Origin of the sequence: Pseudoalteromonas sp. SG44-17, assembly GCF_014164235.1 — a bacterium.
Taxonomy (GTDB): Bacteria; Pseudomonadota; Gammaproteobacteria; order Enterobacterales; family Alteromonadaceae; genus Pseudoalteromonas; species Pseudoalteromonas rhizosphaerae.
Map to the genome: position 1 here is coordinate 16,782 of NZ_JACJEV010000015.1, position 25,582 is coordinate 42,363.

Below are 25,582 nucleotides of genomic sequence, written 5' to 3' on the forward strand. Positions count from 1 at the left end.
CTTATATGAGTTGTCTGATGAGTGAAACCTGGTTGTGGTGTGAAGCAAAGCAAACAACCTGACAGTGGCGATTTAATAGCAGAGTTTGGCTGCGCAAATTAATTACCGAGCGGTACAATTTCACCTTGTAAGCAGGGCTGCTCTGCGATTGCTTGCTGAATATTGGTGATCAGCTTATTGGCGGTGGCTGATGGCGTGCGAGTATGCGCCCACATGGCGTAAATAGGGCGAGCGGGTAGCGGTATGTTTTGCGCTACATAAGCAAACTGTTGCTTGGCGTTTAAGCTGGCAATTTCGCTCATCGGCAATAAGCCAGCTCCCACACCCGATTGCACTAGCTGGCGTGCAATGGTTATGTCGTAGCAATAGGTGATATGCTCAAAACAGCTCTTTAATTCGCTGAGCAGCGCTGCTGAAAGTTGTTTATCGGTGTAGGGCAAAATTAGGCGATTTTGCGGTGCCGTTTGTTTTTTAGTAATTACCGCTGTGGCAATTGAGCCGAGCCGCTTTTGATAAAAGCTTGAATCTTGTTGTTCGCCAATTCGTATCGCTAAATTAAAGCGCTGTTGGCTAAGCTGACTGTTTAAGTTATTTGGATAAATATGCAAATTGAGCTGAGCGTGTGATGTTTGAAACGCACTAATTGCGCTCATTAGTGGCCCGGCAATCAGGTTTTGTGGGCACAGAAGATAAAATTCTTCGTTGATATTTTGTTTACTTATTACCTGCTCAACCTGACTCGAAAGTGTTAAAACAGTGTTCGCGAGCGAGTCATAAATATGCTGCCCCGCGCTGGTGAGTAAAATTCCTCTTGCACTGCGCTGTAATAGTGGCGTGCCTAACTTTTGTTCAAATGCTTGGATGCGTCGCGATAAGGTCGATAAATTTAAATTAAGCTCTGTTGCTGTTTGGCTCATGCTTTTGCGCCGCGCAACTTCGGTAAATAAATACAGGTCGTCTAGCATGTTATTTTCTCAATCTTAGTTTGCATTTTGGTCACTATTTTAACGGCTGCTATCAAAATATAGTAGTAGGGCATAGACGCAACTATGAAAATTCATTTTACATTTATCAAGTTGATATGGCTTTTTATGTTGTTTTTGTTCGGAGTATGGGCAACTTATTTAAATTTAGCTTTAACCCTAACGTTTTATGATTGCCGGTTCAATGCATTGAATGCATTTCTTTGAAAGTAGTGAGATTTTATGATTAATATAGTAGCTAAAATTACCCCAAAGACAGCGTTGTTCGCTGAGTGTAAACGTAAATTACAAGCGATTGTGGCACCCACTTTAGCTGAAGCGGGCTGTATTCGCTTTGAGTTATACACGGGTGATAATCAAACATGCTTATTTTTGGTTGAGCGGTTTGTATCGCAACAAGCACTTGATGAGCATTATCAACAAGCTTATACAAAACAAGTTTTTACATTTTATGAGAGTGCATTAGCGAAAGCCGTGGAAATAAATAACTTAGCTGAAATCTGAAAAATAGGCGCTTTATGTTGCTGGGAATAACGGCATAAAGCTCCCATAGCTTATAACATATTTAGTATCTGCTTGGCTTTTATACGAGTTAAGCATGCCGCCATTGGTTGCTTTTTAAATTGCTTAGCTGAAACGGTTTGCTCTTTCCCCATATATTGATTATGCAGGGTTTGCACACTGACTTTACAGGTCACTTGATGATCATTTTCAACATAACGTAATTCGACTCTTTGCGCTTTGTTGATTAAGTTTTTGTATGGGTAGCCTTCATCGGTATCAAGTTTTATTGTGGTGTTAGCTTGAGCTTGGTTGCTAAAGCTAATTAATGTAATAACTAATATAATTAAATATTTCATTGTGTTAACTCTTCATGTTGCTTGGTTGGTAATATAAGTATTACCTGATGTAGAAAAGCTGACAAACGATTAAAAATTGCTTATGCTTTAGTTTTTCTTAACTGTGAATGGCTATGACTCTACCCCCATTAAAAAGTCTCTGGTATTTCAAGCATGCGGCTGAATTGGGTAGCTTTAAGTTGGCTGCGGAACAATTATTTGTTAGCCAAGCCGCGGTGAGCCAACAGATCAGGTTGTTAGAAGCTCATTTAGGATGTCGGTTATTTAAGCGGCAAACTCGATTTGTAGAACTAACACGCCAAGGCGAACAATTGCTCCCGGCTATCTTGCAAGGGTTTAGTCATTTTCAATCTGGGATTAATTCGTTAAGCCAAGATACAAATCCACATAGTTTAAATTTATCGGTTTTACCTTCGTTTGCCAGTGGTTGGTTATTGCAACATATTAATGATTTTCAACGTCACCATCCTGGCATTCATTTACGTATTGATCCTAGCGATCAACATGCAAATTTTGCCTCTGGTCAGGTTGATTTAGGCATTCGTTTTGGGTTAGGGCAATATCCCGAGTTACACAGTGAGTTGGTCGCTGATGACAGTTTGTTACTGGCTTATAAACCAGGGTTGCTTACCCCACAATTACCTTTAAGGGCGCAATTATTACAACAGCAGTTAATTATGGATGTTTGCCCTGATGCAGAGCGTGGTTGGCAAACATTAGCGGCTGAATTAAACATTAGTACTACAGCAATGCCGGTATTTTTAGAAATCGATAACGCAGCCTTGGTGATCCAAGCGACGTTGGCGGGTCAAGGAATTGCGTTAGTGAGGCGACGTTTAATTGAGTCCCATATCAAATTCGGGCAGTTAGAAGTTTACCCAAATTTTGAATATAACTGCCACTATAAATATTATTTAGTGGGCCCTAAGGAGCATTTTAATTGGCCAAAGGTAATCGCTTTTCAAGCTTGGTTATTATCTAGATTTCAGCAAGATGATGACGCACTTAAACAATGTTTTAAGTAACATAGCGTTGAGATTGACGAACTTTCTAACTTTCTAACTTTCTAACTATCTAACTTCATAACGTCATAACTTTCTTTAACTGGCTATCTAACACATTTAAATTAAAAGGTTTTACAATAAAGCCTGACACTTTCGCGGCGATAATTTCTTTGATTGCTGTGGAGCTGTCTTCGCAGGTGATCATTAACACCGGGATTTCGGCTAACTCTTGGTCATCACGAATACGATTGAGTAAAGTTTTGCCATCCATTTTTGGCATATGCAAGTCGGTGATAACTAAATCATAGCCTTGGTTTTGTAATAAACTTAATGCTTGTATTCCATCAGTCGCTTCAACAATATCGTGATAATTTAGTTTTCTTAACATATTTATTAATACATGGCGCATCAAAGGCATATCGTCAACGACGAGGATTTTCATAAAGTTAAATTGTCCATAATATTCAAATTACCTTAAGGTTAGTTAACAAAGTCTTACTCTGCCACAAAACACTGGGCAACTAGCTGACTAAGTCGCGCTATTTTTATATTGCTAAGTTGGCGGTAATCAAAGTATGGACACACAATCAACTTGTTTACTTTATCGATAGCAAATTCTTCATCTAACCACTGTAATTGGCACTGTAAGTGTCCTTGCTGCAGCAGCGCTTTAGCATAGGTGCGTCCGGCAATAATATGCAAGGTATTATTGTTATTTAAAACCGGAGGGCTAAAAAGTAAGGCAGTTTGACTATTAAGCTGCAGCAGTTGTTCATCACGATAGTGTTGCCAAGTCGGGGCGAGTTTGGCGAATTGGTAATACTCGCTAGGCAGTGCAAATAATACTTTAGCATATACATTAAATACTTTACGCCAGCCATTACCACAGGCTTGGTTGATGCTGGCAATTTGTCCATCCACACATGAAGTCACTGTACTTAGGTTGGTGTACTGTGGCATCGGTGGTACATTCGCTATATACACAGCGACTGTAAAAGCTGGGTCACCAAAGCCTATATTACTTGCAGCCTTACTCATTTATTTTTAGCTAGAATGCGGTCTAGATTATTAGCAAAGTTTTGACGATCACTTTGGCTAAGCGGTGGCGGTCCGCCGTTCATTTCAACGCCACTTGAACGCATAGTATCCATAAAATCGCGCACATTTAGTAACGAGCGAATATTTTCACTGGTATACAGTTCGCCGCGAGGATTTAGCGCTTGGCCGCCATTATCGATTACTTCTGATGCTAGCGGAATATCACCGGTGATCACTAAATCATTGGCTGCAATACGTTTGACTATTTCGTCATCAGCCACATCAAATCCTGATGAGACCTGCAACCGGCTAATGTATTTTGAAGGCGGAATACGCATTGCATGATTAGCGACTAAAATTGTTTCAGTTTGCGTACGCTCTGCGGCACGAAATAAAATTTCTTTGATCACCACTGGACAGGCGTCAGCATCAACCCATATCTTCATTGTTAACTTCTAATAGTTAGTAAAAAAATGATCCTAACCTAAGGCTTTTAGAACAACTAGTATTAAGTGAACTTTTTATGCTTTACTGCGTTGGTGGCCTAATTAACTATCAAGGAATCAACGATGAAAAATCAATTATTTATCACTCTTACTCTGTTCGTCAGTAGTTTACTGCTTGGCTGTACTGGCATGCCCGATAAGGTTGCACCAGTGAGTCCTTTTTCCATCGAACAGTACCAAGGTAAGTGGTATGAAATAGCCCGATTAGATCACTCTTTTGAGCGGGGTTTAGATAATATAACAGCGGATTATACAATTAACGATGATGGCTCTGTAACTGTGCTAAACCGTGGTTTTAATAGCGAGGAAAACAAATGGAGTGAGGCTCAAGGTACTGCGAAATTTGTTGATAGCAATGATGTTGGTCATTTAAAAGTATCGTTTTTTGGTCCTTTTTACAGCTCTTATATTGTATTTAAGTTAGACCAACAAAATTACCAATATGCGTACGTATCTGGCTACAATAACGATTATTTGTGGCTATTATCGCGTACCCCCACAGTGAGTGAGCAACGCTTAGCTGACTTTAAAGTGCTTGCGCAGCAAAAAGGCTTTGATACTGACAACCTGATTATGGTTAAACAGAACAGTACCCCATGACTGTAAATCCCCTTTACAGTGCATCGATGGCACTAAAGAGTGCCATTTTTTAGCTTTTAACAATTCATACGCCTTTTTAGTCAATACAACTAGGAATATGTAATTCATTAGTCAAAGTTACGTCCCTAAAACATCATTTATATGTAAGAGAACTGAAACAACTTCTGGTCACACTTATTCTTGAAATTTTTCTAACAATAATCAGGCTCGGTTGAAACTTTTAACAGGCCAATTTCAAGGAGTAAGTAATGAAGCGTGTAGCATTATCTTTAATTGCTGGAGCCGTCACTTTAGCATTAACAGCGTGTAACGGAGACGACGGAAAACAGGGCGAGACCGGTTCACAAGGTCCTGTCGGTGAAGCTGGTGTAGATGGCAGCAACGGTGTGAATGGTTCGGATGGAGCTAACGGCACGAATGGCAGCGATGGCACAAATGGTGTTGATGGTGCTAATGGTGTTGATGGAAAAAATGGTGGCAGTGGCTTAACACGGTTAGCGACTGTGCCAGCGGGGGCTGAAGTCACAGGCATTTTTTTAAGTGATGGCGGTGACTTGTTTTTCAACGTTCAGCATCCGTCAGACACGAATACGGCAAAAGATTCAGTTAATGGTAAAGTTATTGATCGAGGCACTGTTGGCGTATTACGTGGGGTAAACTTTAATAATTTACCGCGTAATATTATCAATTCGCCAGTACCAGAAAGTGAGTTTGAACGCCAAACTGTGATTGCAGCGCTTGGTGAATATCAAATTCTTGGTCAAACCGGTGATACTTATGCTGAGTTAGGTGACAGTGGTCTGGCTGGTGGTTTAGGTGTGCACTACGGTATTAATAATAATCAAAAAATCATCGAAAATAATAATCCAGATTTTAATGGTTTTATTGCTGCAGGCGAAAACGAAGGCTACCTCTTTACTAACTGGGAATCTTACCCTGGTGGCGTAAGCCGATTAAAAATGTCAAAAAGTGCAGAAGGTGCTTGGTCTGTGACCGATGCTATGATGATCAACTTTGACGCAGTGAAGGGGACGGCTGCTAACTGTTTTGGGTCAGTTTCTCCGTGGGGCACCCCGCTAACTTCAGAAGAGTGGATCGTTAATTCAACGGTTAACTCAACCACAGATGCATCATGGAATGATCCGAGTGATACAGGTACAGATGGTATCGAAGCACTTGTTGCTCCTGATTTCCCAAATCCTTACCGTTATGGTTATATCGCGGAAATTCAAAAACCAATGACCGATGCGCCAGAAGTGGTAAAGCATTACACCATTGGTCGTTATGAGCATGAAAACTCGGTAGTTATGCCAGATCGTCGTACCGTATATTCATCACAAGATGATACCGGTGGGGTATTATTTAAATTTATTGCCGACCAACCAGAAGATTTATCCGCAGGTACTTTATATGGTGCAAAACTAACCCAAGATGCCGGCTTAAACGAGCCAACTGTCACTGGTTTTGATGTGCAGTGGGTTGAGCTTGCCAGTGGCAGCAATGTTGATATTGAAACCTGGATTGCACAATACGATGGTATTAATACCAGCGATTATGTTGCCGGTAAAACAAGTTATATGTCACTGGCTGATGTACAAGCATGGGCAGATGGTAAAGCGACATACCCTAGCGAGGCAGAAGGTGGTAGCCCTGTTACAGCAGGCAAACCGATGGATAACCGTGCCGCATTTTTAGAGTCTCGCCAAGCGGCTAAAATGAAAGGTGCTACCGCCGAATGGCGTAAGCTTGAAGGTATTAGCATCAATCATGATCGTGTACTCGAAGCGATCACTGGGCAAGATGTTATTGCAAATGAAGTTGTTACAAAAGCGTACATGTATATCGGTATTTCAGATCTCGATAACACCATGGTTGATGACGAAGGCGATATTCAACTATCAAGACGAGTAAAAGACTGCGGTGGTGTATACCGTGCGCACATTGATACAAGTTACAGCTTAACTCGCATTGAACCGGTGATTATGGGCGGTACATATCGTTCAAGCCTGACTGGCGCTGAGCGTTGTGATGTTGAACAACTTTCACAACCAGACAATGTGATTGTTATGCGTGATGGTCGTATCATTATTGGTGAAGATGGCTTCCAAGAAAACAATACGTTGTGGATGTACGATCCACAGTCTAAGTAATTTAAGCGTTAGATAAAGCGTTTTTAGGTGGGTAAACCCTGTGTTTACCCATTTTTTAGAAAAAAATAGAGTCATAAAAATGAAGTATTTAACCCCCTTTATATTACTGAACGTTGTTTTACTCACTGGGTGTTTTGATAATGAGATGCCAATGAGCGACGTTACGTATGTTCAACAAACCTCATCATCTACCTCACTATATTCAGCGCCTTATAAAGAGGGCGATGATATTCCCGCGCTTGCGTATATGCAATATGATGAAGAATATAATCCGGAATCGGTTATTCCACCGCAGTGTTATACCAAAACCCAGGGCAAAAATAATCCTTGTTATGCCTGCCATCAAACAGACAAGCAAGATAAAAATCGCCCAAATACAATGAATGATGGGCATTTACAAGGTGTGTACGAGTTTTCAGATCTTGGACTTAAAAACCACTGGAAGAATCTTTTCATTGATAGAACCGATTTAATTGCGGGTATTTCAGACGATCAAATAAATAGTTGGGTAAACCAAGATAATTACGGCAGCTTTATTAAAAAACTCAAAGCTAATCCTGATTGGCAAGGAGAAATAGCTGAAGTTAAAAATTTAGCTTATCCAGCTCAGGCATTTGATGAAAAAGGTTTTGCTAAAGATGGCAGCCATTGGGTTGCCTTTAACTATAAACCTTTTCCAAGTACTTTTTGGCCAACCAACGGTTCAACCGGTGATGTAATGATCCGCCTTGGAAAAGAATTTCGTGAGCGTGACGGCATCTACAATCAGGATGTTTATATCGCTAACTTAAGTCTGGTTGAAATGGCGATAAAAGATTTAGCGCAGATAAGTACACCAGATATTTCAGAGCGGCGTATTGGTCAGGATCTAAATAACGATGGCAGGTTATCGGCATTGGTAAGTAATATAACTAAGCAGCCCAATTATGTAGGGGATGCAAAAGGCATAGAGTTAAGTTATCAGTTATACCCACAAGATACTGAGTTTTTACATACTGTACGTTACATTGGTGTCGATGAGGATGGTCAAGTCTACAATGCACCACGCATGAAAGAAGTCCGCTACATGAAAAAGCATCGCTTTAAATCTAAGCAATTGCTGGCCTCCTCGTATTATAAAGAAGCGAAAGAAAAGCACTTTGAAAATCTGCCACAAACTCGTTATCTAGGCGATAAAGGCATAAACAATATGTTTGGTTGGACTATAAACGGTTATATCGAAGATGCTCAAGGTGATCTGAGGCCTCAACATAAACAAGAGCTGGCATTTTGTAATGGCTGTCATAAAACGGTGGGATCAACTTATGATCAAAGCTTTTCATTTCCGCGAAAAGTACAAGGGCGTGATGGCTGGGGTTATATTGATTTAAAAGCCATGACCGATGTACCAAATAAAGGTGAGCAGCAAGGGGAGTTTTTAACTTATTTTGAACGTGTTGGTGGCGGGGATGAATTTCGTCAAAATCAAGAAATGCTCATGCGTTGGTTTAATCAAGATGGCACTGTGAATAAGCAAAGAGTGAAGCAGGCAAAAAATTTATATGAGTTAATTACGCCCTCTAAAGAACGCGCAACTAAGCTTAATAAAGCCTACTTTACGATCATGAAAGAGCAGAGCTACTTATTTGGCCGCGATGCAACACTATTAAAAGCTAAAAATGTACTGCAAACAGTTGACGACTCACAAGCACCACTTGAAGAACAAAACCGTTATGTGTGGGACATGCAATTAGATTGGTCTACTGCTACACAGTAATAGGTTTGATATGTTTTATATTAAAAAGTAATTACTAGGTAATAAATATGACACATTAGAGGGATATCATATTCCACATAGATTGATTGGCAATAGCTTCAATCAAGCTATTTGTGACATGAGTATCCCCCTACTATTTATAACCAAATCATTTGGATATAGGCAAACTAAGTTAGTTTGCCTTTTTTTTGCTCAGATCATATTTTTACTAACTAAGCTTAAAAAACAGTTAAAAACAGCCCACTGAGCATTACAACGGTGATATTTAAAGCAGTCATTATTTTTACCCAAGATGCTTTGAAGCTATAAAAAATCATTAATATTAAGACACTTAGCGCCATGTAACCACAAAATAGTAAAGCGCCGTAGCCGTTATGTTGTACAACACTCAGTACTAAGCTTAGTAAAATACTGATCCAAGCAGCGATCAAAAACTGTTTACTGAGTTTGTCGCTAGGGCGGGTTTTAAATACATCACGGTAATGATTAAATTTAGCCAAAGCAAAACAATTAAATGCCAGTAAACATAGGCTCAATTGCAGTAATTCATGCATTATGGTTGCTCCTGTAACTTAGTTTTTGCTGAACGGCGCGCCCGTTGTTGCGGTGTTTTAGCCGGAGTGTGAGTTGGTATTTTTTTGGCCTGAATTACAAATAAGGCTGCAAATATTAAGCACATTAAATCAAAACTAAACAACGCCCATTGGCCGTTTAGCAAGTAGCTTATTAGATTGCCATTGGTGGTAAGAGCATTAATAACAGGCACGCTGAGACAGGCGATACCGTTTATCCACGCGAGTAAAATCCACTGCGGCCTTGCGCGTTTAAATAGCGCAAACAAAGCAACGGCTAGCCAAGTCACAAAGAATGCAAGTATTTCTTTATCAGCGCGCTCAGGGGTTGTCATAGGCAGTAACCGGTTGGCAATAAAAAATGCGCAGGTTGCAAGTGGTAAGCCCATTAATGTGGCAAGGTTTAACCCTTCTACCAACTTTAAGCCAATTGTAGCAGGTTGGTCTTTTTTCATGCGTTCGCGAATACGCTTAGCCCACATAATACAGCCAGTTGCTATCATTACACAGCCAGCTACGCCGCATAAAAAGTATAACCAGCGTAATAATGGGTTAGCTAAACGGCCTGTGTGTAGGGCTGTTAGCGAGTCATAGAACACTTCAGTATTGGTTAATTGGGCAGCAGTTTTAGCTATTAAGCTGCCATCTACACCGTTAAATAATAAGGTGGGTGTTTGGTCGCGAACTAGGCTAGCGGTATCTGCACGGACTGTAATTGTGGCTGAGGCTTTATTTGGATCACGAATTGATATTTGTGTTAAGTCAGCATCAGGCCAGTTAGTATAAACTTGATCTAAAATAGTATCGATGGCTATTAATGGGGCGCTATCTGGGCTAGTTTTGGTGCGCACATTAGTGGGTGACACATCGTTAAATAAACCACGAATACCATCTTCGTATGCGGTCATTGCTGGATAGGGGAATAACATAAATATTAGCGTGATTAGGCCTGTATAGGTGATCATAATATGAAAAGGTAACGCCAATACTGACGATACATTATGACCATCTAACCAACTGCGGCTGCCTTTATTGGCACGAAAGCTAAACATATCTTTAAAAATACGTTTGTGGATCACCACCCCAGATATCAGCGCTACCAACATAAATAAGCTCGCAAAGCAGACAATCCAACGGGCTGTGCGTACATCAATGTAATGTAGGTCAAAATGCAGTCGATAAAAAAAGTTACCACCTCTGGTGTCTCTTGTTTGTGCTATTTCGTCGCCTGTTTGTGGGTTGATATTGTGCTCTTGCCAACCACCAAAACGCTTCCCTTCAGGACGAGGCTTTTCATAAGCATAGTTAAGCTGCGGTTTTCGCTCTGTGGGCAAGTAAATTCCCCAACGCGTAGACTCCGGGCCTGCATTTTGTAGGTAATTAATACCACTGATAATTTGGCTACGCTGTTGCGCTACACGCTGTTCAGGCGCTTGTACATTGTGCAGTGCTGGTTGATTCCATAGCGTTATTTCGTCCCGAAAAAAACTCACCGTGCCGGCAAAAAATATTAAATAGAGTAGCCAGCATACTAATAATCCAACCCAAGTATGCATCCAGGTCATGGAGCGGAAAAAACTCTCTTTCATAGCCAACCCTTTAGTAATGATAAGATCAGAGCACACCCTGAAGTAGTTAGTAAAATAGTGATCCATATTTTAGGTAATGACTTAACTGCAAACACCCAAATAAACACGCAGCTGTACACTAAAATAGTCAGGCTGATACTAAGCAGTACAGCATCTGATTTTTTCAGCGGTAAAATAATACTCAGTAACGCGGTAAACACGGCAGTAAAGGTATAACCACCAACAATGGCGGCAAAAAAGCGTGAGATAACAGCAAAACGGTAAGCATGGGCTTGATAAGCTTGGCTTAATTTAGATCTTATAGAGAGTGTTTGGCTGTTTTTGATAGATTGAGCGTGCATGATGATCCCTCAAAGTCCCAAATGGGGGCGAATAAAGGGGGTATTATATATTCTAGATACAGAAAAGATAGTGATTCGTATTTTCTTTGTTGTTTGTCGCGACGACAGCGCAATAATACTCAGTATATTTACTTAGTAAAATGATGATCTGCTTTTATCATTTGCTGTTTTAATTGAAAAGTTCGCAAATTTTTCAACTGCTTGTATGCTTAGTGATTGGAAGGCTATAAGCCGTTACATTAATTTTTTAGGGAGTACTATGTCAGCACACAAAAAACTTAATTATGTTGAATTTGCCGCAGCAGATTTAATCGCCACTAAGGCATTTTTTAGTGCGGTTTTTGATTGGCAGTTTATTGATTATGGCCCTGAATATACGTCATTTAGTGCTGATACAGCTGGGCTTGATGGCGGTTTTTATCAAGCTCCACTTAGCTCATTAACGCAACATGGCGCAGCTTTGTTAGTATTTTATAGCGAGAATATTGCGCAAACACAGGCTAAAGTAGAGCAATATGGCGGGAGTATTATAAAACCAATTTTTGATTTTCCAGGGGGCTGCCGATTCCATTTTACCGAGCCCAGTGGCAATGAATTTGCAGTGTGGTCAGAACATAATTGAACGCAAAAATAGATCATAATTTTACTAACTCAAGGAAATGAATTGAATGACAGATTTGAGTTGCGAAGAAATTAAAGCATTTGTACCAGCAAAAGATTTTGCGCTTAGTTGTGCGTTTTATCAGCATATGGGCTTTCAAATCGCGTGGGAAACCCCAGATATGGCGTACTTTTACCACGGAGACTGTAGTTTTTTACTGCAAAATTTTTATAATCCAGAGCACGCTAAAAATTTTATGATGCACTTATTAGTTGCAGATGTGACAGCATGGCATGATAAATTAACAGATGTGGGGTTGGCGCAAAAATATAATATAAAAATTACTGAGCCAAGCTTGCAAGCGTGGCAAATGATTGATTTTGTTATTTATGATCCAAGTGGTGTGCTGTGGCGAATAGGGCAAAGCAGTGATGATGGCTAGCACCTTGTTAAAGCAAGTTAGTCAATGCGTGATCTGTGAATCTGAGCTGGCGCTTGGGGCACGTCCGGTGCTGCAATTTAATCCCAGTGCGCGTATTTTAATTGCAGGGCAAGCGCCGGGGCTTAAAGTACACCAAAGTGGCATTCCATTTGATGATGCCAGTGGTAAGCGGCTGCGCGAGTGGTTAGGGCTTAAGCCATGCGATTTTTATGATGTAACTAAGGTTGCTATTTTGCCGATGGGCTTTTGTTATCCAGGTAAAGGTAAGTCAGGCGATTTAGCGCCGCGTAAAGAATGCGCACCTGCATGGCGTTCCCAGCTTTTAGCGGCACTGCCCAATATTAAGTTAACCATAGTGCTGGGTAAATATGCCCAAGCGTACCATTTACCACACACAAAACATTTACCCCTCACTGAGTTAGTAAAATCATGGCGTGAGTATTGGCCAGATGTTTTGCCATTGCCGCACCCGAGTCCGCGTAATAATATTTGGCTAACTAAAAACCCTTGGTTTGAGCGTGATGTGGTGCCACAGTTGGCGCAAACTATTCAAGCAATTTTGCAATGTGAGGATGATTAGTTTGATGATCAATACCCAATTTGAGCAGTATGGTTTTTTTCATGTAAAAGGTTTTTACACTGAACGTGAACTTGTGCATGAGCGCGAAGTGATCAATTGTTTTCATCAGCAATGGATCGCAGATAATCAACAGTTTTATCAAACCAAGGCGGTTAATAGTGCCTATTTAACTGCAAATACCTATTTAGATGAGGCCCAGCGCTTAGTATTATTTAAGTTTATTGCCAGCCATAAGTTAATGGCTCAAGTTGATTCGATACTTGAATCAGCGGCCTTTATGAATACCCAGTTGTTTTTTAATCCGGTTAATCCTGAGCAAGAAAATTATTGGCATCGTGATATGCAATACCATTTAAGCTTGGCGGAGCAGCAAGCTGCGCTATCGGGTCCTGAAGTGATACATTGTCGGGTTGCGCTTGAGGATGAGCCAGGTATTGAGTTAGTACCAGGTACGCATCGACGTTGGGATACCCCTGATGAGCTGGCAACTCGGTTGGCTATTGATCACAACAACACCAGCGATGATTTAGCCACCGGCCATGTGATAGAAATGCAAGCAGGGGATTTATTAATTTTCTCGGCAAATATGATCCACCGTGGTTTATACGGTAAAGACCGCTTAGCGCTGGATATTCTTTTTGGTGAGCCACAGCCCCATGTACTGCATTTTGTTCAGGATATCTGTCTGCCTACTCCAGCGATGATTTCGACATTAGAAGATGCCAGTGCCTTTGCGGTTACTTTGGCACACCAAGAATAACCGCGCTACATAGACCTGCCTAAAAACCACATGGGCCTCTGTAATAATCTCGAAAGATAAACAGGTCTGAGCTACATTTCGCTGTTACTTAACAGCGCCAGTAGTTGATCTTTAGACATTTGCCCAGCATCACTACTGCCGGCGAGTACTTTATCTGCGAGTGCTTGTTTATGTTCGTGCAATTGCAGGATTTTTTCTTCAATGGTATTTTGTGCTATCAGTCGGTACACAGTAACGGGGCGTGTTTGCCCTAGGCGATGCGCGCGATCTGATGCTTGTTGTTCAACCGCGGGATTCCACCACGGATCGAGATGCAGTACATAATCAGCTGCCGTTAAATTAAGCCCCGTGCCGCCTGCTTTTAAGCTGATCAAAAACAGTGGTGCATGACCTGCTTGAAATTTATCAACTTGTTGTTTGCGTTTGTTAGTACTCATGCTGCCGTCAAGATAACAATAATCGATGCCGCGTTTTTGTAAGCGCTTTTCAACCAGTTTTAACACATCGACAAATTGGCTGAAGATCAGCGCTTGGTGGTTGTTTTCTAGTAATTCTTCAATAATCGCTTCTGCAGTGTCGAGTTTACTCGATGGCAACTTACTATTTTCCAGTAACAACTGCGGGGCAATACAAGCGCGGCGTAATTTAGTTAATGACGCCAAGATAGTAATGTATTGGCTGTCTTCCTGATTTGCTTGTTCAAGTGCGTTTAAACGAGTTGCTTCGTACAGTGCTTGCTCTTTTTCACTTAATGCAAAGGTTAAGTTTATTTCGGTTTTTTCAGGTAACTCGGTCAATACCGTTTGTTTGGTCCGACGCAGGATAAATGGAGCAATGAGGGTTTTCAGGGTATCGGCTTGTTGTTGGTTTTTATCGGCGTTACCAAAGCGCTTTTTAAATACTGGCAGGGTATGTAAAAAGCCTGGCATTAAAAAGTTAAACAAGCTCCACAGTTCACCTAAATGGTTTTCGATTGGCGTGCCTGACAGGGCAATTTTAAATTGACCATTGAGTGCAAATGCGGCTTTAGCTCTTAAACTCAAGGGGTTTTTAATTGCTTGTGCTTCGTCAAAGACAATATTAGCAAAAGAAAATTGCGCCAGTTGTTCACCAATTAGTGGCAGTAAACCATAACTGACGATCACTAAATCGTGTTTACCAGCCGTTGCCAGAATATCAGCGCATGCAGTGGCGTTTTCAATGATTTTTACATGCAAAGCCGGCGCGAATCGCTCGGTTTCAACTTGCCAGTTATGACACACAGATTTTGGCGCAACCACTACACTGGCACCTAAACTACTGCGCATTTGTAACACGGTTAAGGTTTGTAAGGTTTTACCTAGCCCCATGTCATCGGCTAAACAAGCATTGAGTCCCCAGTTGGCCAGTTGCATTAGCCATTTAACCCCGACTACTTGATAGTCTCGTAAAATATGGACTAAATGTGCAGGTAAGGTAGGGTCGATAGTTTGCTCAAATTTAGCTAAACGCGTTTTCCAGCTGTCACCAAATGTGACATCACCTAAGTCGGCAATGCTTTGGTGTAAAGGCAATGCACGCGCGTTGGCAATCCGTAGTTCATCACTTGGGTTGTGCTTATCAATATTTTGCATCCCTTCTAAGCGATTTAATAAGTTAGTTAAACGCTGATCCAATAATAATGAATTGCCTTCCGAAAACTCTAAAATGCTGCCACGGCGCGGGGCTTTAAGCAGGGTTTGTAATTCGTATATTTGGCCGCTAGGGAGTGAGATTTTACCACTGACGCTTAACCAATCGTTATCATCATTTAAGTTAAGAGAAAGGTGCTGGCTTTTCGCAACTTTCATGCCTTGGCTCGTTTCGTCCCAACTTAATACCAGAGACTGTGCTTTTTGCGCAGCTTCAAGTAACTCAATTGCTTGGCTAATATCTTCAGGTAAATAAAACTGCTGTTGAATTTGATTATGTTGCGGTGATTGCCGATCAGCAAATAATCCGGCCATATTTTTCAGTAAATTTCTAAACGCTTTTTGCTCTGCTTTTAAATCACGTTTAATAACAATGCTGTCGGTTTGATCATCATCAGTATGTGCGAGTGTCAAAGCACCAATGCCGGGCTCAACCCAAGGGCCATCTACGCCATTTGGCATGGCATAAAAGTTAATGTTGATACCTAATTGGGTAAGAGCGATCACTGCGGCAAATTCACACAAGCCTTGGCGTACGTTGTTGATATGAGCAAACTCGGTACGCTGGCTGCTAATATGATGCTCGTTAGCCAGTACTTGTAATGCGGCATTTAGTTGTGGCAGTTTTTCTTCGGTTAAATTATTGGGTTGTTGCTCAAATAATTGCAGTAATTTGAGCTGTTTGTCATCAATGGCGAATACTTGGTAACAATTTGCGTGACTGTGGATAAGTAAAAAGTCACAGTCCGGATCGCTGATACTCGGTTGCATTACCAGGCGATAGCAATCATTGCTGTCTTGTGCAATTTCAATGACAAACTCGCCTTTGATCAGCGTAAGTGGCTGTCCATTGTGATCTTCAAGCCCTTTAAACCCTATTAATGCTTGTAATACCGCGGCCGTTGCGTGTATCTCGTGATAACCAAAACCGGCATGGTTGTTGAGCACTTGTACTAAGTTATGATCGGCGCTGGTTAATGCATCTTGATACTGGTTATAAGCAAGTTCTTGGGCGTTTACTTTACGACCTTTGGTCCATTCGCCTTTGGCATTGAGTTGCTGTACTTTGGCTTGTATGAGCGGTAAATCTAAATGGGTTAAATCCAGTTGCCATATAATTCGTTGCTGCGCAGTGGGCGTATCAATTTGGCTAATATCATTAAGCCAACGCTGCCATTGTGGGACGCGGGTAAAGTGCTGTAATAAACCAGTATTGGGTAATGGTGTGTCATCGCTAAGCCAATTAACTAAGTGCTGGCATTGCTCAGCTAACCAGTGTTGATGCGCATTAATTGCGCTATTGAGCTGTTCTAACAGTTCAGTATCACCCCTTAGATGATTTACCTGTTCGTCTGTGGCGTTTTTAATAATTGCCAGTAATAAGCAAAATAATGGCGCTAATGCATTCGGGTTACCAAGCAGATGACTTAAGCTGTTGCTTAAACGATGGTTTTGATAGTTAGCTAAATCCTCTTCCAGCAAATAATCAATCGCTTGGCTTGGGTGGCTTAATTCCCCAAGATTTTTTTGATACCATTTTCGACAGGTATTTAGTTGTTTAATATCTGCTGCGGTTGCACTGATAAATAGGCATATAGTGTAAAGTAATCCGGTGATCTCGGTCGGATAGATGCCTTTGCCAAAGTTTTTTCTAAACGCTGTTAAAGCGCTTTTATACTGTATCAAAGCAATATCAATAAACTCACCCTTGATGGCATTGGTATTTGCTTCATAAAAAGTGGCTAAAACACGGTCTCTTTTATCATCTAGCAATTCAGCAAAATTATCTTCTTGTAATAATATGGCTAAATTCTCATTCAGATAAATACGTTTTCTCAGCTCTGTTGTTGGGAGCGCTTTGGCAATCAGAGTCGGCCATGCACGCTCACTGGTGAGATTGAAAAATTGGCCGCGGATAAAGTTATCTAAGCAAAGCTGTTGCCATTGCTCAGGTAGGCATTGCCACAGTTGCTCGCTGTATGGTGATTGCGCGAGCAAATTAACAAAGCCGCTATCAAGCTCAAGTGATAAATCACCAGGGAGCGGTTTTTTTCCGCTTTTTGCGCGGTCAAGATCATTAAATAGCAGGTGCAGAAAGTGTACTGCTTTATCGTGGTAATAATAGCTTTTTGTAGCTTCGGTTAAGAAAGCATGCAATAGAACTGGCTGATGTTTTATCGCATTAATAGCTACATAAGCAACTGCGCTAACTGATATACGAAAGTTTGGTCCGTAGGGGAGCTTCCAAATTAAATCTTTAGATTCGAGTTGTTTAGTGTATTTAGCGACTTCAGCTTGAGAAAATGAATAGCCATTTTTAATGTGACTATAAAGACGTTTAGTGAGCTGTTGAACAGAGTTCTCATAGCCATGCGATGAGCCACTTATTATCAGTGCAAGTAATACACACAGTTGTTTTTGGTCGTTATCAGTTGTGGCGGGCGGCAAAGTACTTAATGGCATAAAATCAATAATTAAAGTCGCTAATGATTGCAGCCAGTATAAGTTTCAGCTGGGGGAGTTACAACCAATAAAAAAGCGACCCAAAGGTCGCTTTTTTATAAAAACCTATTGCACTTTGGCAAACAGTTTTTGTAGTTGCGGCATATATTCTTTAATTAGTTTTAAATTACTTTCGCTAACAACCGGCGCATCTGTATTAGCAGCATTAGCTGAGTTACCAAGTGTGCCCATCATTGAACTAGCGCTATTATTTTTCGAGCCGCCCATACTTTGCAAACCGCCCATTAACTGATTTACTTTATCTTTGTTTTCTGGCGATAAATTACCTTTGATGTTTTCAAGGTAAGCCATTGAGACTTCAGAACCCACAGTAATTAGTTGTTCAGGCGTGAAACCATATTTATTGGTAAGGGCTGCAAACTCTTTGTATAAATCATTATCTTTGATTGTACCAAGGGCGCCTAATGCCATTGCAGTCGAGCCCCCTTCAGAGCCACCTAACATACTACCCAAATCCATGCTTTTTAATGAATCTTGACTTTGTGACCAATCAACAACCGCGGGTAATGCTTTCATATAACCTTGTAAATCTTTTTCTGTGATATCTGCCGCAAGGCTTGAAAAACTCATTGCTAACAAACTAAGAGATAAAATTATTTTTTTCATGTTGAGCACCTTTATTCAATTGTTAGTTGCATTAAAGACTATTAATTAGATAACCGCTATAAATTAAAGAGGGTTTTAGTCTGTTAACATCAGATGATATACTACATTTTTGCCTGATGTAGCTGAACCTCATGTTAATTATTTCAAATACCGTAACAATCGATGAATGGGAAGTCGAGCTGTCAGCTATTCGTTCACAAGGAGCGGGTGGTCAAAATGTTAATAAAGTGGCCAGTGCGATCCACCTTCGCTTTGATATTAATCGCTCAAAGTTACCAGAGTTTTATAAAGAGCGGTTGTTGGCGTTCAATGATAGTCGTATCACTAAAGAAGGTGTGATTGTTCTCAAAGCGCAAAGTCATCGAACTCAAGAGCTAAACAGGGAAGATGCGTTAAAGCGACTAAAACAGCTTATTTTATCAGCCACTAAGGTTGAACGTGCTCGTCGTGCTACTAAGCCAACACGTAATTCACAGCGCAGACGCATGGATAAGAAAACCAAACATGGTAATACCAAAGCGCTGCGCGGCAGTGTTAAAGTTTAATTTATAAGTTTGGTTTAAGCACCTCAAATAACGCGTTAATATGATCGTCTCTATCATTAAGCGCAGCTATATAACGGTATTTTTCACCGCCAGCTTGTTCAAAAATCTCTCGGTTTTCACCTTCTAATTCTTCAAGTGTCTCAAGGCAATCAGCGCTAAATGCAGGGCTGATAATAGCCACGTCTTTAATCCCTTCGCTTGGTAAGCTCTCAAGGGTTGCATCTGTGTAAGGTTTTAACCACTCAGCTTTACCAAAACGGCTTTGGAAAGTGGTGATCACTTTGTCTTTGTCTAGGCCTAGCTTTTCTACCACTAAACGGGTGGTTTGTTGGCATAGGCAGTGATAGGGATCGCCATTATCTAAAAACTGTTTAGGCATACCGTGGTACGAAAACACCATTTTTTGTGGCATACCGTGTTTTTCTAAATCTTCGCTAATGCTGTTAGCGAGTGACTCTAGGTAGGTTGGGTTTTTGTGATACCCATTTATAAAGTGAAGCTCTGGCACCCAGCGCCATTTTTTTAATACATTCGCCACGGCATCAAATGTTGAGCCTGTCGTTGGGCTTGAATATTGTGGGTAAAGTGGCAACACAATAATGCGGGTTAAGCCTTTATCTCTGAGCTCTTCAAGGCCCGCTTCGATTGATGGATTACCGTAGCGCATCGCCATAACCACTTCGGTATTGGTATAGCCATGCTGTTTTAATAAGGCATTTAATTTAAGGCTTTGCTGGCGTGTAATATGGGTCAGTGGCGAGCCATTTTCAGTCCAGATACTTTTATATAGTTTAGCTGAGCGTTTTGGGCGAATACGCAAAATGATGCCATGCAGGATGATCATCCACACAATACGCGGTATTTCTACGATACGAGGATCTGACAAAAACTCACGTAAGTAAATACGCAATGCACTTGCTGTTGGGGCATCGGGGCTGCCTAAGTTGGTCAGTAAAATCCCTGTTTTTTGATTAAAACGCTGATCATGAGGGTTATCGGTAACGGCTGAAAATCGCGACACGCAATGCTCCTAAAGCAAAATAGACGGTTATGGAATATATGCTATTAATATTAATAGCTTATTGTAACGAATGAAAGGGTAAATAGGATCACTGATTTACAATGATTTGATCATGATCCTAAATGGAGTCGGTTTTTTAGCTTCTAGTTGCTGTAACTTTTCAATGGATTTAGCACTAAATATATGCCCCTTTGGTAGCAACATAATACCCGTGTGACTATGCAGTGCATGGCTAAGTACCATATTGATGGCTAGCTCTTTGGCCGTTATTATTTTCATCGAGCCTACTTTTGCTTGCTGCTTAATACATTTAACTCGGCAAGCCTCCAAAGCTTGCACTAATTTAGGATGGTAAAAGTTACCGCTGTACATTTTTACTGTTTCGAGTGCATGTTGGTGCTTTTCTTCATCTTTTAAATTACTTTGTTCAAATGCATCCCAATAGTCACGTGCAAGCGCGAGTATCATTGCACTAAGAGGAATATCATTACCTTTTAATCCTTTAGGTAGGCCATTACCGTTATAGCGTTCGTACTGGTGATAAATGGCGTCAGACACTTCATGCAGATGAGTCGCAGGCATTAACATCAATTGTGCTGTACTTGGATGCGTATAATAACTTTTGCGTTGCTGTTCATTAAGCGCATGCACGGGTTTTTCATAAAGTGCGGGATCCATTGCTAACAGCCCTATCTGAGCTAAGTAACCAGCCATTGCCGCCATTTCTATATTTTTTGGCGGTAGCTGCAACTGTTTTGCTATTTGCGTACAGGTATTGGCAATGTTCTGCGCTTTGGTGCCATCTAAATATGGATTGGCATTAATGAAATTATAGAGCAGCTCGAAGGTTGCGCGGTGTTCATTTTTTTCATTTGTATTGGCAACTTTTAGCTGTTGTAAGACCTGTTTAATCTGTTTAGTTCGTTTCTCAACTAACTCTTCAAGTGAGTCATTTAAATCTTTTAATTGCGAGTTTTGTTTTTCTACATGGGCTTGAAGAATTATATTTTGTTTCTTTAAACGGTATTTCTCTACTGCTGACTTTATTATGCTTATTAGTTGATCATTCTGCCATGGTTTGTTGATATATGCATGAATACCGCCTTCATTTACTGCTTTCACAGTAGATTCCAAGTCAGAAAAACCAGTAAGTAGTATGCGTTGCGTGTCTGGGGCTGTCTCTCTTGCTTTTGCTAAAAACTGAGCACCATTCATTTTTGGCATGCGCATGTCGCTTATGATGACATCAAACTCTGTCTCTGCCATTTTCTTTAATGCTTCTTCACCCTCGCTACAAACTGTTGAGGTGAAATTATATTGCCTTAACAGTCTAGTAAGTGATTTTAGTACTCCTGGTTCGTCGTCTAAGCATAAGATATTTGCAGGCTTATTTGTCAACTCCGCGATTTCTTGTATTTCATGCATATTTATTGTCTATTCAAATACTTTGTCATTTTTAATCTAGTATATGTTTAAAGTATAAACAATTTTTAATTATTAAATGTTTTCAGCGTTGTGAGTGATTTTATAGAAAGTAAACATATCTTTTCAAATTTTAGTAACGTAAAACTTTCGCGAGCGCAGACAAAAGTGAGTTGTTTTTTTGCAGAAAGTATAAAACCCATCTAGTATGAGACAGATAAGACATTAATGTTAATACAAGAGAGATTGTAATGGCGATACCGATAACAATTGCAGATGATTCAGCGCTGTCACGCAAAACTATTCGAAGGGTCTTGCCAGAAGATTGGGATGTAGAGATACATGAAGCTAAAAATGGAATCGAGGCTTTAGAGGCTGTGAATAATGGTCTGGCTGAGGTGTTATTTCTAGATTTACAAATGCCGCAAATGAATGGGTATGAGGTTTTAAAGGAACTGCATGATGAGCATAAAAAAACAATCGTAATTGTAATTAGTGCTGATATTCAACCAGAGGCGCAGGCATTAGTTAATTCTTTGGGAGCGTTTAGGTTTTTGAAAAAGCCAATATCTGCCGAGGAGCTTAGTAATACATTACAAGAGGTTGGGTTGTTATGATTACTATTAGCGAAGAGGAGCGAGATGCCTTACAAGAAATAATGAATATATCTATGGGGCAAGCTGCAGATGCACTTGCTCGGCTGATCCAAACAAAGGTTGCGTTGTCGGTGCCAGCCATTGAGGCGTTGTCGCCTGCGGCATTTCAAGAAGTTCTCGATAATTTTAAAAGTAGCTGGTTTGCAAGGCAATCTTTTGTCGGAACAATTCGAGGTGAAGTGATTACTGGCATACAAAAAGATGGATGTTCAGCACTGGCTGATATAATGGATTTTGACTTACCATTAGATCAAGCGGCTACTGAGGAACTTGTATTGGAGGTTACAAATATAATCTCGGCTGCCTGTTTGCAGGGTTTTACTAGTCAACTTGAGTTATCTACTCAGTTAAATATGCCTGCCTTTTATTATCCAGATAAAGCAACACAAAATATTGAATGGTCCTCTGTGTTAATTATTGAAGTGGATTTTAAGATTGAGCATATGAAATTTGATGCTCGCGTGTTAATTGGACTCAGTGAAGGGTCTATAGAACAAGCACTCATTCCTATCCGTGCTCTCTTGGAGGAGTAATGGAAAAAGCGGAGTTTGAGCGAGTAATAAGGCAAATCCCCATAGGAGCTTGCATTATTGATGTAAACTGTGTGATTACCTTTGCTAATCCTGCATTTTCTGGCGGTTTAACTGCAAGAAATGACCACCTTATAGGTGAGAACCTGCTCACTGTGTTCTCTGAGCAAGCGCGTTTTTTAAGGCGAAAAATAGACAGTGTATTTGTACTCAAAAACTCTAGCTTCAGTTACTGGCAACAACGGCCACATGTATTTCCGATGAGAAGCACTCGACCTATTACCGGTGATGAGTCTCAAATGTATCAAAATGTTCAATTTATGCCGATTACTGCTTGTGATGGAGAAGTGAGCCATGTGTGTATTGTTGTAACAGATGTAACAGCAGAGGCTAGTTATTTTATGCAGCAAACTGATTTGAAAAATGAGTTGGAGTCTGAGCATCAGCAGCTAAAAAAACTACATCAAGAGCTTAAAATTGCACAAAGGCAAATGTTGCAATCCGAAAAAATGGCTTCTATTGGTCAGCTTGCTGCGGGGGTTGCACATGAAATTAATAATCCTATTGGTTTTGTGCGCTCAAATTTAGAAACGCTAAAAGATTACTCGCAAAAATTAATGAAGACCAATGAAACGCAAAAAAAAATCATTCTAAAGCAAGCTGAGCCTAGGTTTATTGCGTTACTTGAAGATGTTTATGAAAAAAACGGTATTGCGTTCATTAATGAAGATCTCCCAGAACTGCTTAACGAGTCTTTAGATGGCACAGAGCGAGTTCGAAAAATAGTAAGTGGATTACGTGACTTTGCAATACAAGATGATGAAAATTGGGCTGAGGTTAATTTATGTGCAGAGATTGATTCTGCCTTGGTGGTACTTGAAAACGAAATAAAATATAAAGCCAAAACATCCGTCTCACTACCTGATGAAGCCATAACTTTTTGGGCAAAACCCAGTGCAATTAGACAGTTGTTGTTTAATATTATTGTAAATGCGTTGTATGCAATGCAGCCAATGGGTTTATTAAGTATTAGTTGTGCCTATAATGAAAGTAAAGATGTGCTACTTACAATAACCGATACAGGATCGGGTATTAGCCCTGAAGATTTAGTGCGTATTTTTGATCCCTTTTTTACTACGAAAGATATAGGCCAAGGTACTGGGCTTGGACTCTCTGAAGTATACGCAACGGTTCAGGAACATCACGGTCAGGTTAATGTGAGTAGTGAATTAGGCAAAGGCAGTTGCTTTGAATTTACGTTTAAAAAGCAAAAATAAACTTTAGAGTGAAACACAAGTACTTCCTTTCAAAGGTAATACTGAGCTGGCTAAAGCTAATGTTTTTAAATGATGGAGGCGGGTAATGAAAGGCATAATTTTTAATGTGTTAGAAGACATGGTTGTAGAGCAACTAGGTATGGAGGTATGGAATGAGCTATTACAATCACATACACCTGAGGGGCGCGTTTACGTGTCGGCAAAAAATTATGACGCTGGAGAGTTATTTGCAATGGCTAATGGTGTTGCGCTAAGACTCAATATGCCATTGCAAGATGTAGTGAAGGCATTTGGTCAATTTTTATTTAAAGGACTCGCTGATAGACACCTTGATGTAGTCGAGCGCTTTACTGATTTTACGTCATTGGTTATGGGGATCCATGATGTTATTCATCTTGAAGTAAATAAGTTATATCAAGACCCATCACTGCCGACTATATCATGTCGTATTAGCCGCCCTGGTCACATCGAAATGAATTACAACTCGCCGCGTAAACTTTGCTTATGTGCAGAAGGTTTATTATTCGGTGCTGCTGAATACTTCGATCAAGCTATTAATATTACGCACGCTGTGTGTATGCACAAAGGCGCCCAGCAGTGTATTTTGCATATTGAGGTTGCTGATGAGTGAATCTAGCGATGCTTATTATGTTGCTTATCTACGCGAAAAAAAAGCAAGAAGGGAGGTCGAGCAGTTGCTTGAAGATAGCTCGCGGCAGCTATACGAAAAGAATAAGTTACTTGAGCAGCAAATAACGCAAATAAAATCACAACAGCAGTCAATGTTACAACAAGAAAAGTTGGCCACATTAGGATCGTTAGCGGCAGGCGTCGCTCATGAAGTTAATAATCCACTGGCATTTGTAATGAGTAATGTTGATACACTTTATTTGTATAGTAGAAATATGATTGATGCATTAAATCGCTCCAGTATTTCGTTATCCGAAGATAAGGAGCAACTACTTGTCATTCAAGATGATTTACCTGAATTAGTTTCAGATATTAATGAGGGGTTAATTAGAATTAGAGATATAACAAAAAACCTGTTATTTTTTGCCCGTAATGATAGCCAGCATCAGGTTGAGGTTAAATTGCAAGATGCTATAGAATTAAACTTAAAATTGCTAAAGCCATTACTTAAAGATATTAATGTAGAACTTGATTTTACGTATAACTCGTCCGTTTTATTTACACCGAACGAATTAAATCAGTTATTAGTCAATATTCTTCTTAATGCTATTCAATCGTTTATTCCCGATAGTGAACGAACAGCTCAGATCAATGTGTCAGTGAGTGAGTTAAACAATAAGACTGTTTTAAAAGTAACTGATACTGGCTGCGGAATGAGTGATGATATAAAAAACAAAGTTTATGACCCATTTTATACAACTAAGCCTGTCGGTACTGGAACCGGAATGGGTATGTCAATGGTTTTACAAGTTGTACAAAAGCATAATTGTAAAATATATATTGAGTCAGCTATTGATGTGGGGTCTACTATATTAATTGAATTCCCACCATTAGATTAACTATCTATTATCTGGCAAAGG

At 40.3% G+C, this 25,582-nt stretch carries 27 protein-coding genes; 15 read left to right on the forward strand and 12 right to left on the reverse strand.

What is annotated here, in order from left to right; all coding sequences use genetic code 11:
* Positions 1–98: 98 nt before the first annotated feature.
* Positions 99–965: a LysR family transcriptional regulator gene (locus H5182_RS11995; protein ID WP_182760087.1), complete on the reverse strand. Its 867-nt coding sequence runs from the start codon at positions 963–965 to the stop codon at positions 99–101.
* 240 nt (positions 966–1,205) lie between these two features.
* Here H5182_RS11995 and H5182_RS12000 point away from each other — a divergent pair, with 240 nt between their 5' ends.
* The gene (locus H5182_RS12000) at positions 1,206–1,487 is read left to right on the forward strand and encodes a putative quinol monooxygenase (protein WP_145239884.1); all 282 of its coding nucleotides are present in this window, start codon (positions 1,206–1,208) and stop codon (positions 1,485–1,487) included.
* Positions 1,488–1,537: 50 nt separating this feature from the next.
* Here H5182_RS12000 and H5182_RS12005 read toward each other — a convergent pair whose 3' ends face one another.
* Entirely contained in the window at positions 1,538–1,843 is a 306-nt protein-coding gene (locus H5182_RS12005) for a hypothetical protein (RefSeq protein WP_145239882.1), read from the reverse strand.
* A 113-nt stretch (positions 1,844–1,956) separates the two neighbouring features.
* On the opposite strand from H5182_RS12005, the gene H5182_RS12010 reads away from it, so the two are divergent.
* Complete coding sequence (locus H5182_RS12010) at positions 1,957–2,868, forward strand: LysR substrate-binding domain-containing protein (protein ID WP_182760088.1); 912 nt, start codon at positions 1,957–1,959, stop codon at positions 2,866–2,868.
* A gap of 55 nt (positions 2,869–2,923) precedes the next feature.
* Here H5182_RS12010 and H5182_RS12015 read toward each other — a convergent pair whose 3' ends face one another.
* From H5182_RS12015 to H5182_RS12025, 3 genes are read right to left on the reverse strand one after another with little or no spacing between them, the layout of a single operon-like run.
* On the reverse strand, positions 2,924–3,289 hold the full coding sequence (locus H5182_RS12015) for a response regulator (protein ID WP_182760089.1): 366 nt from the start codon (positions 3,287–3,289) through the stop codon (positions 2,924–2,926).
* Between the two features lie 53 nt (positions 3,290–3,342).
* Positions 3,343–3,885: a DUF6942 family protein gene (locus tag H5182_RS12020; protein ID WP_182739997.1), complete on the reverse strand. Its 543-nt coding sequence runs from the start codon at positions 3,883–3,885 to the stop codon at positions 3,343–3,345.
* Positions 3,882–4,331 carry a YaiI/YqxD family protein gene (locus tag H5182_RS12025; protein WP_145239874.1) on the reverse strand — a complete coding sequence of 150 codons (450 nt, stop codon included), beginning with the start codon at positions 4,329–4,331 and terminating at the stop codon, positions 3,882–3,884. The genes H5182_RS12020 and H5182_RS12025 overlap by 4 nt, the downstream gene beginning before the upstream one ends.
* 123 nt (positions 4,332–4,454) lie before the next feature.
* Here H5182_RS12025 and H5182_RS12030 point away from each other — a divergent pair, with 123 nt between their 5' ends.
* The 3 genes from H5182_RS12030 to H5182_RS12040 all read left to right on the forward strand — a co-directional run bounded on the left by H5182_RS12030 (position 4,455) and on the right by H5182_RS12040 (position 8,897).
* Entirely contained in the window at positions 4,455–4,991 is a 537-nt protein-coding gene (locus H5182_RS12030) for a lipocalin family protein (RefSeq protein ID WP_149981969.1), read from the forward strand.
* 248 nt (positions 4,992–5,239) lie between these two features.
* Positions 5,240–7,141 (forward strand): alkaline phosphatase PhoX, encoded by a 1,902-nt coding sequence (locus H5182_RS12035; protein ID WP_145239870.1) that lies wholly within the window; start codon positions 5,240–5,242, stop codon positions 7,139–7,141.
* A gap of 79 nt (positions 7,142–7,220) precedes the next feature.
* Positions 7,221–8,897, forward strand: coding sequence for a hypothetical protein (locus H5182_RS12040; protein ID WP_182760090.1), 1,677 nt, complete (start codon positions 7,221–7,223; stop codon positions 8,895–8,897).
* 218 nt (positions 8,898–9,115) lie between these two features.
* Here the strand turns inward: H5182_RS12040 and H5182_RS12045 are convergent, their stop codons facing one another.
* Genes H5182_RS12045 through H5182_RS12055 form a run of 3 tightly spaced genes read right to left on the reverse strand, consistent with a single transcriptional unit; the run spans position 9,116 to position 11,399 of the window.
* Entirely contained in the window at positions 9,116–9,451 is a 336-nt protein-coding gene (locus H5182_RS12045; protein ID WP_145239865.1) for a DUF3325 domain-containing protein, read from the reverse strand.
* A complete protein-coding gene (locus H5182_RS12050) occupies positions 9,451–11,058 on the reverse strand; it encodes a PepSY domain-containing protein (RefSeq protein WP_145239863.1) in 1,608 nt (535 codons plus the stop codon). The genes H5182_RS12045 and H5182_RS12050 overlap by 1 nt, the downstream gene beginning before the upstream one ends.
* Positions 11,055–11,399: a hypothetical protein gene (locus H5182_RS12055; protein WP_145239861.1), complete on the reverse strand. Its 345-nt coding sequence runs from the start codon at positions 11,397–11,399 to the stop codon at positions 11,055–11,057. Before H5182_RS12055 ends, H5182_RS12050 begins: the two co-directional genes overlap by 4 nt.
* A gap of 259 nt (positions 11,400–11,658) precedes the next feature.
* On the opposite strand from H5182_RS12055, the gene H5182_RS12060 reads away from it, so the two are divergent.
* From H5182_RS12060 to H5182_RS12075, 4 genes are read left to right on the forward strand one after another with little or no spacing between them, the layout of a single operon-like run.
* Positions 11,659–12,021, forward strand: coding sequence for a VOC family protein (locus H5182_RS12060; RefSeq protein WP_145239859.1), 363 nt, complete (start codon positions 11,659–11,661; stop codon positions 12,019–12,021).
* A 46-nt stretch (positions 12,022–12,067) separates the two neighbouring features.
* Entirely contained in the window at positions 12,068–12,442 is a 375-nt protein-coding gene (locus H5182_RS12065; RefSeq protein WP_182735315.1) for a VOC family protein, read from the forward strand.
* Complete coding sequence (locus tag H5182_RS12070) at positions 12,432–13,022, forward strand: uracil-DNA glycosylase family protein (RefSeq protein ID WP_182735314.1); 591 nt, start codon at positions 12,432–12,434, stop codon at positions 13,020–13,022. Before H5182_RS12065 ends, H5182_RS12070 begins: the two co-directional genes overlap by 11 nt.
* 4 nt (positions 13,023–13,026) lie before the next feature.
* Complete coding sequence (locus tag H5182_RS12075; protein WP_182760091.1) at positions 13,027–13,782, forward strand: phytanoyl-CoA dioxygenase family protein; 756 nt, start codon at positions 13,027–13,029, stop codon at positions 13,780–13,782.
* 71 nt (positions 13,783–13,853) lie between these two features.
* Here H5182_RS12075 and H5182_RS12080 read toward each other — a convergent pair whose 3' ends face one another.
* Both H5182_RS12080 and H5182_RS12085 read right to left on the reverse strand, forming a co-directional pair.
* Positions 13,854–17,915 (reverse strand): DEAD/DEAH box helicase, encoded by a 4,062-nt coding sequence (locus tag H5182_RS12080; protein WP_182760092.1) that lies wholly within the window; start codon positions 17,913–17,915, stop codon positions 13,854–13,856.
* 105 nt (positions 17,916–18,020) lie between these two features.
* Positions 18,021–18,581 carry a short-chain dehydrogenase gene (locus H5182_RS12085; RefSeq protein WP_182760093.1) on the reverse strand — a complete coding sequence of 187 codons (561 nt, stop codon included), beginning with the start codon at positions 18,579–18,581 and terminating at the stop codon, positions 18,021–18,023.
* A 131-nt stretch (positions 18,582–18,712) separates the two neighbouring features.
* Between H5182_RS12085 and arfB the strand changes: the two genes are divergently transcribed.
* Positions 18,713–19,126: an alternative ribosome rescue aminoacyl-tRNA hydrolase ArfB gene (gene arfB / locus H5182_RS12090; RefSeq protein ID WP_145239847.1), complete on the forward strand. Its 414-nt coding sequence runs from the start codon at positions 18,713–18,715 to the stop codon at positions 19,124–19,126.
* A gap of 1 nt (position 19,127) precedes the next feature.
* On the opposite strand, the gene hemH is transcribed toward arfB, so the two are convergent.
* Together hemH and H5182_RS12100 are read right to left on the reverse strand one after the other, a co-directional pair.
* Positions 19,128–20,147 carry a ferrochelatase gene (gene hemH / locus H5182_RS12095; RefSeq protein ID WP_145239845.1) on the reverse strand — a complete coding sequence of 340 codons (1,020 nt, stop codon included), beginning with the start codon at positions 20,145–20,147 and terminating at the stop codon, positions 19,128–19,130.
* A 96-nt stretch (positions 20,148–20,243) separates the two neighbouring features.
* The gene (locus H5182_RS12100; RefSeq protein WP_145239843.1) at positions 20,244–21,572 is read right to left on the reverse strand and encodes an HD domain-containing phosphohydrolase; all 1,329 of its coding nucleotides are present in this window, start codon (positions 21,570–21,572) and stop codon (positions 20,244–20,246) included.
* Between the two features lie 248 nt (positions 21,573–21,820).
* Here H5182_RS12100 and H5182_RS12105 point away from each other — a divergent pair, with 248 nt between their 5' ends.
* From H5182_RS12105 to H5182_RS12125, 5 genes are all read left to right on the forward strand, one after another.
* The gene (locus H5182_RS12105; protein WP_145239841.1) at positions 21,821–22,186 is read left to right on the forward strand and encodes a response regulator; all 366 of its coding nucleotides are present in this window, start codon (positions 21,821–21,823) and stop codon (positions 22,184–22,186) included.
* Complete coding sequence (locus H5182_RS12110) at positions 22,183–22,758, forward strand: chemotaxis protein CheC (protein ID WP_145239839.1); 576 nt, start codon at positions 22,183–22,185, stop codon at positions 22,756–22,758. Before H5182_RS12105 ends, H5182_RS12110 begins: the two co-directional genes overlap by 4 nt.
* A complete protein-coding gene (locus H5182_RS12115; RefSeq protein WP_145239837.1) occupies positions 22,758–24,032 on the forward strand; it encodes a sensor histidine kinase in 1,275 nt (424 codons plus the stop codon). Before H5182_RS12110 ends, H5182_RS12115 begins: the two co-directional genes overlap by 1 nt.
* A gap of 85 nt (positions 24,033–24,117) precedes the next feature.
* A complete protein-coding gene (locus H5182_RS12120) occupies positions 24,118–24,663 on the forward strand; it encodes a heme NO-binding domain-containing protein (protein WP_145239835.1) in 546 nt (181 codons plus the stop codon).
* Entirely contained in the window at positions 24,656–25,561 is a 906-nt protein-coding gene (locus H5182_RS12125; protein ID WP_182732127.1) for a sensor histidine kinase, read from the forward strand. The genes H5182_RS12120 and H5182_RS12125 overlap by 8 nt, the downstream gene beginning before the upstream one ends.
* The last annotated feature ends 21 nt before the right edge of the window (positions 25,562–25,582 follow it).

Excerpts from the sequence above, each read along its gene's own strand:
- H5182_RS11995 (WP_182760087.1), bottom strand. The coding sequence starts at position 965 with ATGCTAGACGACCTGTATTTATTTACCGAAGTTGCGCGGCGCAAAAGC.
- H5182_RS12000 (WP_145239884.1), top strand. The coding sequence starts at position 1,206 with ATGATTAATATAGTAGCTAAAATTACCCCAAAGACAGCGTTGTTCGCT.
- H5182_RS12005 (WP_145239882.1), bottom strand. The coding sequence starts at position 1,843 with ATGAAATATTTAATTATATTAGTTATTACATTAATTAGCTTTAGCAAC.
- H5182_RS12010 (WP_182760088.1), top strand. The coding sequence starts at position 1,957 with ATGACTCTACCCCCATTAAAAAGTCTCTGGTATTTCAAGCATGCGGCT.
- H5182_RS12015 (WP_182760089.1), bottom strand. The coding sequence starts at position 3,289 with ATGAAAATCCTCGTCGTTGACGATATGCCTTTGATGCGCCATGTATTA.
- H5182_RS12020 (WP_182739997.1), bottom strand. The coding sequence starts at position 3,885 with ATGAGTAAGGCTGCAAGTAATATAGGCTTTGGTGACCCAGCTTTTACA.
- H5182_RS12025 (WP_145239874.1), bottom strand. The coding sequence starts at position 4,331 with ATGAAGATATGGGTTGATGCTGACGCCTGTCCAGTGGTGATCAAAGAA.
- H5182_RS12030 (WP_149981969.1), top strand. The coding sequence starts at position 4,455 with ATGAAAAATCAATTATTTATCACTCTTACTCTGTTCGTCAGTAGTTTA.
- H5182_RS12035 (WP_145239870.1), top strand. The coding sequence starts at position 5,240 with ATGAAGCGTGTAGCATTATCTTTAATTGCTGGAGCCGTCACTTTAGCA.
- H5182_RS12040 (WP_182760090.1), top strand. The coding sequence starts at position 7,221 with ATGAAGTATTTAACCCCCTTTATATTACTGAACGTTGTTTTACTCACT.
- H5182_RS12045 (WP_145239865.1), bottom strand. The coding sequence starts at position 9,451 with ATGCATGAATTACTGCAATTGAGCCTATGTTTACTGGCATTTAATTGT.
- H5182_RS12050 (WP_145239863.1), bottom strand. The coding sequence starts at position 11,058 with ATGAAAGAGAGTTTTTTCCGCTCCATGACCTGGATGCATACTTGGGTT.
- H5182_RS12055 (WP_145239861.1), bottom strand. The coding sequence starts at position 11,399 with ATGCACGCTCAATCTATCAAAAACAGCCAAACACTCTCTATAAGATCT.
- H5182_RS12060 (WP_145239859.1), top strand. The coding sequence starts at position 11,659 with ATGTCAGCACACAAAAAACTTAATTATGTTGAATTTGCCGCAGCAGAT.
- H5182_RS12065 (WP_182735315.1), top strand. The coding sequence starts at position 12,068 with ATGACAGATTTGAGTTGCGAAGAAATTAAAGCATTTGTACCAGCAAAA.
- H5182_RS12070 (WP_182735314.1), top strand. The coding sequence starts at position 12,432 with ATGATGGCTAGCACCTTGTTAAAGCAAGTTAGTCAATGCGTGATCTGT.
- H5182_RS12075 (WP_182760091.1), top strand. The coding sequence starts at position 13,027 with ATGATCAATACCCAATTTGAGCAGTATGGTTTTTTTCATGTAAAAGGT.
- H5182_RS12080 (WP_182760092.1), bottom strand. The coding sequence starts at position 17,915 with ATGCCATTAAGTACTTTGCCGCCCGCCACAACTGATAACGACCAAAAA.
- H5182_RS12085 (WP_182760093.1), bottom strand. The coding sequence starts at position 18,581 with ATGAAAAAAATAATTTTATCTCTTAGTTTGTTAGCAATGAGTTTTTCA.
- arfB (WP_145239847.1), top strand. The coding sequence starts at position 18,713 with ATGTTAATTATTTCAAATACCGTAACAATCGATGAATGGGAAGTCGAG.
- H5182_RS12100 (WP_145239843.1), bottom strand. The coding sequence starts at position 21,572 with ATGCATGAAATACAAGAAATCGCGGAGTTGACAAATAAGCCTGCAAAT.
- H5182_RS12105 (WP_145239841.1), top strand. The coding sequence starts at position 21,821 with ATGGCGATACCGATAACAATTGCAGATGATTCAGCGCTGTCACGCAAA.
- H5182_RS12110 (WP_145239839.1), top strand. The coding sequence starts at position 22,183 with ATGATTACTATTAGCGAAGAGGAGCGAGATGCCTTACAAGAAATAATG.
- H5182_RS12115 (WP_145239837.1), top strand. The coding sequence starts at position 22,758 with ATGGAAAAAGCGGAGTTTGAGCGAGTAATAAGGCAAATCCCCATAGGA.
- H5182_RS12120 (WP_145239835.1), top strand. The coding sequence starts at position 24,118 with ATGAAAGGCATAATTTTTAATGTGTTAGAAGACATGGTTGTAGAGCAA.
- H5182_RS12125 (WP_182732127.1), top strand. The coding sequence starts at position 24,656 with ATGAGTGAATCTAGCGATGCTTATTATGTTGCTTATCTACGCGAAAAA.